The organism is Arthrobacter agilis, from assembly GCF_002953615.1.
Classification (GTDB): Bacteria; Actinomycetota; Actinomycetes; order Actinomycetales; family Micrococcaceae; genus Arthrobacter_D; species Arthrobacter_D agilis_B.
In genome coordinates this window covers 726,339-736,377 of record NZ_CP024915.1, presented here as the reverse complement: position 1 = coordinate 736,377, position 10,039 = coordinate 726,339, and the positions used below count along the sequence as shown (strand labels likewise).

Here is a 10,039-nt window from a genome sequence, read left to right as displayed (position 1 = left end):
TCACCGACCCGGTCCTCATCGGCATCGTGCTGGGCCTGGTCCTGGGCAAGCCCGTCGGGATCATGCTGACCACGTTCCTCGTCACCAAGACCACCAGGGCGAACCTCGACCCTGGCCTGAGTTGGTGGGACCTGTTCGGCGTCGGCCTCCTCGCGGGCGTGGGCTTCACCGTCTCCCTGCTCGTCAACGACCTCAGCTTCGGCTCCGGCACGGAGCACGACGACCATGCGAAGGTCGCCATCCTCACCGCGTCCCTCACCGCGGCCCTGCTCTCCAGCGTGGTGCTCAGGACCCGCAACCGGCACTACCGCCGCATCGAGGAACAGGAGACCGTCGACACCGACCACGACGGCGTCCCCGACCTCTTCGAGGACCGCGAGGACTAGGATCCTGCCATGGCCGATCGGGGGAAGGCAGCTCGGAGCGGGGACCTGACGGAGTCCGGCCGGGTCACCGTACGGAAGCGGCACGGCCGGCGCATCATCCTGAGTGAACTCGCGCTGACCGTCACGTTCACGCTCTGCGTGGCGCTCGGACTCCTCGAGCGGGACGATCTGGCATCGGCCGAGGCCTTCCTCGCCGGCTGGGCCCTCAACGTGCTCGTCCTGGTGCTCTGCTGCGTTGTGCCCTGGTTCCGTATCCCGAACAGGTGGGTCATCCTCGTCCCCCTGGCGGACTTCGTGGCGGTCGGACTCGCGCGTGCAGCGGCCGGCGAGAGCCTCTCCGGCGTGGGACTCCTGGCAGCATTCCCCGTGGTCTGGATCGCGGCCTCCCGGGTGCGGACCGTGACGGCAGCCTCGGTGACCGTCGTCGCCTCCCTCGCGATCGTCTGGCTCCCCCTGCTGCTCCAGCCCGCACCGGTGGCCCTCGACTCCTTCATCCAGCCGATCCTGCTGCCCATCATGCTCACGGGCCTGGCACTGTTCGTCAGTGCCCTCACCAAGGACAACCGGCGGCGGCAGGAAGCACTGCGTGCGTCGCAGGCAGCGCTGCGCGAGAGCGTCGAGGCCGGCCGGCGGCGCGAGCGCCTGCTGGGAACCGTGCTGGACACCGTCAGCGTGGGACTCCTCGCCGTGGATGCGCACGGCAACGACATCCTCATGAACGCCCGGCAGCGGGAAGCACACTCCGGGGCGGCTCCCGACGGCAATGACGATCCGAACGAGGCGGAGCTCCTCATCTTCGGTCCGGATCGCGTGACGCCCCTCCCGCCGGAGGACCGTCCCGTGGCCCGCGCCATCAGGGGCGAGGATCTCGAATCCGAGCAGGTCTGGGTGGGTCCTCCCCGCTCCCAGCGGGCCCTCAGCATCTTCTCGCACTCCATGTACGACGACGACGGTGGGTTCGCGGGGACGGTGGTGTCCTTCAACGACGTGACGGAACTGGTGCTCGCGCTCCAGGCGAAGGACGACTTCCTCTCGAACGTCTCGCACGAGTTCCGGACTCCGCTGACCTCCATCCTCGGGTACCTCGAGCTGAGCCTCGAACTCGGCGAGTCCCTGCCGGAGGATGTCACCGGGTACATCGAGGTGGCGCGGCGCAACGCCGTGCGGCTCGAGCAGCTGGTCGAGGACCTGCTGGCCATCAACGCGGGCACCTTCGAGGTCCACCCCGTGACGACCGACATCGGCAGGACCCTCGCCGAGGCGGCGTCGTCCGCCTACGTGCGCGCCTCCCGCGCGGGACTGCACCTCGTCAACCACGCACCGTCGTCGCTGAAGGCCGTGGTGGATCCCATCCGGCTCGCCCAGGCCGTGGACAACCTGCTCACCAACGCCATCAAGTACAACAGGCGGGGCGGCAGCATCACACTGGACGCATCGCTGGACGACGACGGCGTGCGGGTGGAGGTCGCGGACACGGGCATCGGGATCGAGGCCGCGGAGCTGCACCAGGTGTTCGACCGCTTCTTCCGCTCGCCCTCGGTCCGTACCTCGGCGGTGCCGGGCGTGGGACTCGGCCTGCTGATCACCAAGAGCATCGTCAGCGAGCACGGCGGATCCATCACCGTCACGAGCGAACCCGGACAGGGGACGTGCTTCACGATGCTCCTGCCCCAACCCGGTCAGGGAACGGCCGGGAGTCCGGGCTAGGCGTTGGCGGCCAGGAGCGATTCCTCGAGCGCGACCCACGCGAGCATGGCGCACTTGACCCTCGCGGGGAAACGGGAGACACCGGAGAATGCCGCGGCGTCGCCGAGCACCTCCTCGTCGGCCTCGATCCGGCCACGCGAGCGCATCACCTCGCGGAACGAGTCCACGAGGGAGATCACCTCGTCCCGCGGCAGTCCCTGCGCCAGATCGGTGAGGACGGAGGCCGAGGCCATGGAGATGGCACAGCCGGCCCCGTCCCAGCTCACGGACATCACCGTGCCGTCGGCCACCCCTGCCCGGAGGGTGATCTCGTCACCGCACACGGGATTCAGCTGGTGGGACTCCCCCGCCCGGCCCGCGCCGTCGTACTCGCGGAGCGGGGAACCGTGCCGCGCCTTCGCGTGGTCGAGGATGATCTGCTGGTACAGCTGTTCGAGGCCGGTGCTCATTCAGGATGCTCCAAAGAAGGGACGGACCTGCGCGACGGCGTCCAGGAACGCGTCCACCTCGTCCGTCGTGTTGTAGAGGTAGGTGCTGGCGCGCGTGGTCGCCGTGAGGCCGAACCGCCGATGGAGTGGTTGGGCACAGTGGTGCCCCACCCGGACGGCGATGCCCTTGTCGTCGAGGAACTGGCCGACGTCGTGCGCGTGCACGCCGTCGACGTCGAACGCGGCCAGTCCGATGCGCGGCAGGCCCGCGCCCGGACCGAGCACACGGATGCCGTCGATGGAGCCGAGGCCTTCGACGAGCCTGGCTCCGAGGGTTCCCTCCCATGCCTCGATCCGTCGCATGCCGGTCTCCGCGAGGTAGTTCGCCGCGGCACCGAGGGCGATGGCCTGCGAGATGCGCTGCGTACCCGCCTCGAAGCGGTTCGGCGACGGGAGGTATTCGGCCCGCTCCATCGTCACCGTGGTGATCATGGAGCCGCCGGTCAGGAAGGGCGGCATGGCGTCGAGCAGCTCGGCGCGCCCGTAGAGCGCGCCGATCCCGGTCGGACCGAGCATCTTGTGGCCGGAGAACACCAGGAAGTCGACGTCGAGGGCCTTCACGTCCACGGGCAGGTGCGGCACCGACTGGCACGCGTCGAGCAGGGTGAGCGCCCCCACGGACCGGGCGAGCTGGACGAGCTCACGGACCGGATTGATGGTGCCGAGGACGTTCGAGGCATGCGAGAACGCGACGAGCCTCGTCGCGGGGGTGATCACCGCAGCGGCGTCCTCCAGCCGGAGCGTCCCGTCGTCACCGACCGGAAGGAAGTGGAGCTCGGCCCCGGTGCGGGCGGCGAGCTCCTGCCACGGGACGAGATTGCCGTGGTGCTCCATCTCGGTGACGACGATGCGGTCGCCCGGGCCCACGGCGAAGCGCCGCGCCGCCGCGCCGCCCCGTCCGAGGGCTGCATTGGACATCGCGTAGGCCACGAGATTGATGCCCTCGGTCGCGTTCGAGGTCCAGACGAGCTCACCGGCGCGGGCGCCGACGAACCGGGCGACGGCGGCACGGGCGTCCTCGTAGGCATCGGTCGCCTCGACCGCGAGGGTGTGGGCACCGCGGTGGACAGCCGCGTTGCGCTGCTCGTAGAACTCCTGCTCCGCCTCCATCACGCTCACGGGATTCTGGGAGGTGGCGCCGGAGTCGAGGTAGACGAGCGGCCGGCCGTTGACCTCGGTGCCGAGGATCGGGAAGTCGTTGCGGATGCGGTGGACCTCGGCATCGGTCAGCCCGGCATAGGACGGGGTGAGTGTGACGGGTGTTTCAACCACGGGCACGTCGAGCTCCTCGGATCGGGTATCTCCTGCGGCAATTACGCAAGGATTCTCTGCCCTAATCGTCCCACCTCGGGGCCCGTTGGGGCATCCCAGTGCTACCTAACTACGGAGCCCCTGACGTGTGCGGCATCAGGAGTCCCCCGACTCCACGATCGACGCGACGACCTCGTCCCGGTACTTGCCCGGCGCGTGATGCTCCTGCGCTCGGAGCCTGTCCTGGACGGCGAGCCCGCTCCACCGGGCCCAGTCGTCGACGATCGCCTCGATGGCCGATGCGAGCCGACCGACGTCGTCCGGTTCGACGAAATGGACGCTGCCGAACCCGTCCCCCGCCTCGAGCAGTCCGGGCATCGCGGAGACGACAGCGGGACGGGCCGCGAGCATGGCCTCGACCACGGTGTTCCCGAACGACTCGTCGAGCCGCGCCGGGATCAGGACGATGTCGGCGTCGTCGAGCGATGCCCAGACGTCCTCGCGGAAGCCCACCATCCGCACGGAGTCCTGCAGTCCCGTGCGCTGGATCCTGTCCTCGAGCTCGCGTGCGTAGTCCTCGTTGCCGCCGAACACCGCCCCCACGACGTCCAGGCGAGCCACCCGCCCCCTGCGCCTCAGCTCGGCCACGGCGTCGATCGCGACATCCACGCCCTTGCGGTGCGAGATCCGACCGAAGTAGATGAGCCGGACGGGGTCGGAGAGCTCCTCCCGGGGGCGCCTCACGGACGCGGGTCCGGCGACGCCGTTGTACACGACCTGCGCCCGGGCGGCCGTCCGCGGCAAGGACTGGCCCAACACCTTCACGGTGTACCGGCTGTTGGCGATCAGTTCCGACGAGAAGAGGAGCGGCAGGGCCAGGAGGTGCCGGATGATCGGGCGCACATGACCTTCCGCCTCGTGGATGTGGACCAGGACCCGGCATCCGGCCAGGCGCGCGATGATGGGCCACCAGGGAATGCTGAGCGTGCTCACGTAGACGATGTCCGGTCGGTTCCGGGCGAGGAACACGGAGATCCGGACGATGGACTGCGCACTCCCCGCGACCAGCGACAGGACCCCCCTCGCGGAGAGGAGACTCTTCCGCAGCACGAGGCTCGGCACGATCACCGGGACCGCGTGTCGGGCACTCACACGGGCCAGGAGCGGTCCGTCGTTCGGCACGACGACGACGACGTCCGCACCCGAGGTGGACAGCCCCTCGAGGGTCTCGAGCATCATCCTGTCCGAGCCGTAGAGGTCCGCCGAGGGATGAGCGATGACGATCTTCTGTCCGGTCAAGTCCATGGGAGCCTTCGCTAGCAGTGTCGGGGACGACCCGGCGTCGTCGGGAACGGGTCCCTCGGCCGGTGGTCCTCATGATAAGCCGACGGACCGGCGCGGGCAGGGGGTCCTCCCGGGGACGGGCACCGGGCGGCACCGTTCCCTCGAACCATTCTGCAGGCTAGGCTGGGGTGGCGGCGGTCACATCGACCACGGTCCGTTCCATGCCGTCACGTCGGATGCCAAGAGGGAATTCATGATGGAGCAGAATCGGCCACTGAGCGGCCGACGGCTCACCTGCCGCGCTGTTGCACTCGGTTCGGTCGTGCTGCTGTCAGCGTGTGTGCTTCCATCGGCGCAGGACCCGTCCGGCACCGGCGCTGTCGTGCCCGGTGCCGCCGGTACCGGCGGCATCTGGGTGTCGAGCGGCCGCGTGGCATCGACGTCCGACAGTTTCTTCACGCAATCGCTCGGGTTCCAGGCAGGATCATCGCCGGCGACATCAGCACCCACGGCGGGCGCCGCGCCTCTGGGCACGACGTCCTACGCAGTGCCTGGGGATGCGATCTTCGTCGCCGGCAACGGCAACGACGATTCCCGCGGGACGCAGGACGCGCCACTGAAGACCATCAAGGCCGCCATCTCCCAGGCCCGCAGCGGACAGACCGTCGTCCTCCGGGGCGGTACGTACCCCGAAGCGGTGAAGATCCCCACGACGAAACAGATCACCCTTCAGGCCTTCCCCCAGGAAGAGGTATGGCTCGATGGGAGTGTCCCGGTGTTCGACTTCGAGCAGGACGGCCCCGCGTTCGTGGCGGACGGCTGGACCGCCGAGTTCGACGCGAGTCCGACGTATTCGTGGGGCAACGAGGACGGCACGACACCGGGCTGGACGTTCGTCGATCCCGCGTATCCCATGGCCTCCCATCCCGACCAGGTGTGGATCGACGGCACGGCGCAGCGCCAGGTAGGGTCCCTCGGCGAACTGGGCGCGGACTCCTTCTACGTCGACTACGACGGCAACCGGCTGTTCCTCGGCTCGGACCCGGCCGGCAAGGATGTCCGCGCGAGTTCCCTCGCCAAGGCGATCTCCATCCAGTCCGAGGGGTCGGCGGTCAAGGGAATCGGTGTCCGCCGGTTCTCCCCCTCCGTGCCGCACATGGCCGCCGTGACGCTGGAGAGCAGTGACATCGCGGTCGAGAACGTCATCATCGAGCAGACCTCCACGACCGGGCTCGCCGTGTCCGGCACGAACGCCCGGCTCGAGAACATCACGCTCACGCAGAACGGCATGCTCGGCGCGTCCGCGACGTACGCGGACGGGCTGTCCGCGACCAATCTCGACGTGACGGACAACAACACCGAGGGTTTCAACCACTCCCCGGCGGCCGGTGGCGTCAAGATCGGGCGGACCCGGACGGTACACATCAGGGACAGCAACTTCTCGGCGAACAACGGCACCGGGCTCTGGTTCGACGAGTCCTCGTTCGACCTGACCGTGTCGGGGAACGAGATCGTGGGGAACAGCGGTCATGGGCTGTCCGTCGAGATCTCCGCCCGTGTCGTCGTCGCGGACAATGTCGTCGCCGAGAACACGGGCCATGGCCTGAAGATCAACAACACCAGCGACGTCGAGGTCTGGAACAACTCGTTCATCAGCAATGGGCGTCCGATCAACATCGTGCAGGACGCACGACGCGCCTCGGACCGCCGCACACCCGGGCACGACCCTCGCCAGCATTTTCCGGACCCGCTGATGACGTGGATCAACGGATCGATCGATCTCCGGAACAACGTCATCACCGGCACCACGGCGAACTGCCTCCTGTGCGTCGAGGACTACTCGCACCAGATGTCGGCGGAAGAAATGGAGATCGCGACGTCCGGCAACGTCTTACACCGATCCTCGGGGACGAGCCCGGCCTGGCTCGTGATCTGGTCGCGCGGACGGGAGGAACCGGCCGTCTTCACCACCCTCGGCCGCTTCCGGAATGCGACAGGACAGGCGAAGCATGACATGGAGCTCACCGGGGATGCCATCGCGGATCCGACGACGTTCCGGGTGAGCGACACCGTGCGGTCGTCGGTCGTCGCCGAGCCCCTCCCCGATCGGATCGCAGCCCTGCTCCGCGTCCCCTCAGGGAGTCTGCTGGTAGGACCTGTCGGCTGATGCTCGTGGCTTCGCGTTGATGCCCGACGGCCCCTGACCGCCCGATGGCGCCTCTGACCGCGGGACGAAGGCGGACGCGAGGGTGGTGAAGACCATGAAGGTGACGCTGGCGTCGAGCAGTCCCGTCTCCAGGAACGATCTGATGAGCAGGAAGACGAGGAGTGCCACGGGCAGGGCGTTCCGCCGTCCGCCCCTGATGTTGGCGATCAGGACCACCGTGACGAGCACGGCGAGGACAGCAGTCCCCACGAGTCCCGTCTGGGCAAGGGCGGAGATCCAGCTGGAGTCCAGGACCTGGTCGTTCCAGTACTGGCCCTGCACATGCACAGTCTTCACCGAGAGTCCTGCTCCGACCCACTTCTGGAGGGATTCGAAGGGAGTCTGCAGCACGACCTGCCACGCGATGGTACGTGAGTTGAGGGTGAAGTTGGAGGCGCTTCCCTCCCTGTTGAGGAGTGCCCCGAAGAAGGTGGTGTACACGGCGACCGCGAACAGCGCCGGGACGGCCGCGGCGAGGACGACGGCGACGTACCGCTGGATGGTGCGGATGCTCATGATGAGGACGACGACCGCTATGGCCATGCCGAGCAGCGCCGTGCGGGACTGGGTCGCGAGACAGGCAAGGGTGAAGAAGCAGGCCGCGACGACGGCACCGATCGTGGCACGACCGGAGATGACCCGCTGGATCGCGGCGAGTGCCGGGATCGCGCAGAGGACGATGAGGCCGTTCGGGCTGATCGGGAGGAGAGTGCCTTCCAGGCGCCCACCGGATGCGATGGTACCGACACCGGTGATCGCGAGGAGCGCGCCGACGATCCCGACGGCGACGACCAGGTGCATGAGCACCTCGTCCCGCGGGAAGGCGGAGACCATCAGCACCACCGTGACCGCGAGGAGGACAGTCCGAACGACGAGGACCGCTGAAGCCGTGGTGTTCCCGGCGTCCAGGGCGCCGATCATCGACACGGCCAGCACTGCGAGGATCGCCAGCAGCGGCCCGCCGGCGACGGGGTGTGCCACGGGAGCCGCCCGCTTCAGGAGCAGGACCATCGCGAAGGCGGCTCCCTGGAGTGCTGCCTTGGCGAGAACGACGGCGTCGAAGGACCCCTCGAAGTAGACTCCCTTCCGCCACGCCGTGACACTGACGATCAGGACGATCCAGATGAGGACGGCGCTCGCTGTGCGGGCCCTCGACTCACCCACGGCCGGCGGTCCGGACCTTCAGGTGGGCACGCCCTGATGCGCGACCCCCTGACCGCCGCGGTCCACCGAGGAGCACCAGGCCGAGCGGCTCGACGCCCACCGCCTGGAGTTCCCGCATGGAGTCCTCCAGGTCCGCGGCCGACGTACCCCACGACACGAGCACCAGCGCGGCCTCGGCGACCGGTGCGACCGTCCACGTCGTCAGCGGGTGCGAGTCGTACGCGGTCTTGACGAGCGTGACATCGAAGGCGTCGTCCAGTTCCTTGAGGATGCTCGCACCCTGCCGCGCCGCGCGGGAACGGCTGATCCTGTCGGTGGAGGTACCGATGGGGATCCGGTACGCACCGCACTCGGTGGCGGCGAGGACGTCGTTGAGTGTGGCCTCACCGACGAGCACGTCCGAGAAACCCAGTTCCGTACCGGCCTGTCCGGGGACCGCTCCATCGGACAGCATCTGCTGCTGTGTCGCATCGATGACACACGTGCGGGCACCGGAGTCCCCGACGAAGCCGGCGAACTGGTACCCGAACGCTTCCTGGGCATCATTGCGCTGTCCCACCGACGTCACCATGAGAAGCTTCGGGAGCTGCCCGCCACGCTTGATCAGGAGTGCGGTCATCAACTCCCGGTACTGCAGCGCCGTCTCCTGGGCGAGGACCCCGGAACTGCGGGATGCACCTCCGGCAACGGCTCCCAGCACCTCCACATCGACCGAGCGGGGCAGATCCCCGCTGCTGCGGATCCTCCGGTGCCCGGCCCCGAGGACGACCGCGGCGATGAGCCCCACGGTGAGTCCGACCAGCAGGCCCATCGCCAGGTTGAGGACGGTGTTGGGAGTGGAGGCCGAGGTGGGGGCGACGGCAGGCGTGGTGACGAAGGCCTCGACGGCCGCATTCCTCGCAGTGTCCCCGCCCTCGAGCTGACGGATGACGTCGCGCAGGTTGGAGGCGACCGAGTTGGCGAGGGCGGCTGCCTCCTCCGCCGTGCCGGCCGAGGCCGTGACGTTCACGTAGACCGTCTCGGGCGGGTTGCTCGCGCTGACCTTCTCCCTGATCTCCGCCAGGGTCATGGACGAGTCCAGTTCCTGCAGGACCGGCGTGAGGACCTGGGGACTGTTGACCAGGTCCGGGTAGGACTTCACGCGCTGCAGGACGAACTGCGAGTTCTCGAAGCTGGAGCTGGCCTCCGAATCGGCTCGGATGAAGAGGTCCGCCTTAGCCTCGTAGGTGCGGTCGGCGAGTCCCGAGGCGATGCCCGCGAGCAGCAGGCCGACCAGGGTCGAGACGAGGATCAGGACCCACCGGCGGCGGAAGATGCGCCCGTATTCGTTCAGCTCCACGTCTTCACCTCCCGGTACCACTTCGGCAGGGCCAGGACCAGGAACGCGGCGTTCGCGAGCATGAGCAGGCTGTACGCACCCACGAAGACGGCGGGGAAGAGCAACAGGACGAACAGGACGCACAACAGGCCGAAGTCCGTCGGCAGGACGGCGAGGGAATACAGGGCCGAGGACGTCGCCGGCTCCGCGACCGTCGTGCTGCTGCTGGTGCGGC

Annotated in this window: 8 protein-coding genes and 1 pseudogene; 3 read left to right on the top strand and 6 right to left on the bottom strand. The window is 68.5% G+C overall.

The window, feature by feature from the left end; all coding sequences use genetic code 11:
* Both CVO76_RS03575 and CVO76_RS03570 read left to right on the top strand, forming a co-directional pair.
* Positions 1-386: Na+/H+ antiporter NhaA (locus CVO76_RS03575; RefSeq protein ID WP_208740695.1), on the top strand; the 386-nt coding region annotated here is incomplete at its 5' end.
* 9 nt (positions 387-395) lie between these two features.
* The gene (locus tag CVO76_RS03570; RefSeq protein WP_208740694.1) at positions 396-2,093 is read left to right on the top strand and encodes a sensor histidine kinase; all 1,698 of its coding nucleotides are present in this window, start codon (positions 396-398) and stop codon (positions 2,091-2,093) included.
* Here CVO76_RS03570 and sufU read toward each other — a convergent pair.
* The 3 genes from sufU to CVO76_RS03555 form a co-directional block, all read right to left on the bottom strand.
* Positions 2,090-2,542 (bottom strand): Fe-S cluster assembly sulfur transfer protein SufU, encoded by a 453-nt coding sequence (gene sufU, locus CVO76_RS03565; RefSeq protein ID WP_208740693.1) that lies wholly within the window; start codon positions 2,540-2,542, stop codon positions 2,090-2,092. The two genes, CVO76_RS03570 and sufU, sit on opposite strands and share 4 nt — an antisense overlap.
* The gene (locus CVO76_RS03560; protein ID WP_432206125.1) at positions 2,543-3,859 is read right to left on the bottom strand and encodes an aminotransferase class V-fold PLP-dependent enzyme; all 1,317 of its coding nucleotides are present in this window, start codon (positions 3,857-3,859) and stop codon (positions 2,543-2,545) included.
* 129 nt (positions 3,860-3,988) lie between these two features.
* Positions 3,989-5,137 carry a glycosyltransferase family 4 protein gene (locus CVO76_RS03555; RefSeq protein ID WP_133082056.1) on the bottom strand — a complete coding sequence of 383 codons (1,149 nt, stop codon included), beginning with the start codon at positions 5,135-5,137 and terminating at the stop codon, positions 3,989-3,991.
* Between the two features lie 232 nt (positions 5,138-5,369).
* Between CVO76_RS03555 and CVO76_RS03550 the strand changes: the two genes are divergently transcribed.
* Positions 5,370-7,283 (top strand): right-handed parallel beta-helix repeat-containing protein, encoded by a 1,914-nt coding sequence (locus tag CVO76_RS03550; RefSeq protein WP_208740691.1) that lies wholly within the window; start codon positions 5,370-5,372, stop codon positions 7,281-7,283.
* On the opposite strand, the gene CVO76_RS03545 is transcribed toward CVO76_RS03550, so the two are convergent.
* From CVO76_RS03545 to CVO76_RS03535, 3 genes and pseudogenes are all read right to left on the bottom strand, one after another.
* A complete protein-coding gene (locus tag CVO76_RS03545; RefSeq protein ID WP_208740690.1) occupies positions 7,251-8,486 on the bottom strand; it encodes an O-antigen ligase family protein in 1,236 nt (411 codons plus the stop codon). The two genes, CVO76_RS03550 and CVO76_RS03545, sit on opposite strands and share 33 nt — an antisense overlap.
* A complete protein-coding gene (locus CVO76_RS03540; RefSeq protein WP_208740689.1) occupies positions 8,479-9,825 on the bottom strand; it encodes a Wzz/FepE/Etk N-terminal domain-containing protein in 1,347 nt (448 codons plus the stop codon). The genes CVO76_RS03545 and CVO76_RS03540 overlap by 8 nt, the downstream gene beginning before the upstream one ends.
* Positions 9,816-10,039: pseudogene (locus tag CVO76_RS03535) on the bottom strand (CDP-alcohol phosphatidyltransferase family protein); the annotation flags it as partial. The pseudogene CVO76_RS03535 and the gene CVO76_RS03540, both read right to left, overlap by 10 nt.

Excerpts from the sequence above, each read along its gene's own strand:
- CVO76_RS03570 (WP_208740694.1), top strand. The coding sequence starts at position 396 with ATGGCCGATCGGGGGAAGGCAGCTCGGAGCGGGGACCTGACGGAGTCC.
- sufU (WP_208740693.1), bottom strand. The coding sequence starts at position 2,542 with ATGAGCACCGGCCTCGAACAGCTGTACCAGCAGATCATCCTCGACCAC.
- CVO76_RS03555 (WP_133082056.1), bottom strand. The coding sequence starts at position 5,137 with ATGGACTTGACCGGACAGAAGATCGTCATCGCTCATCCCTCGGCGGAC.
- CVO76_RS03550 (WP_208740691.1), top strand. The coding sequence starts at position 5,370 with ATGATGGAGCAGAATCGGCCACTGAGCGGCCGACGGCTCACCTGCCGC.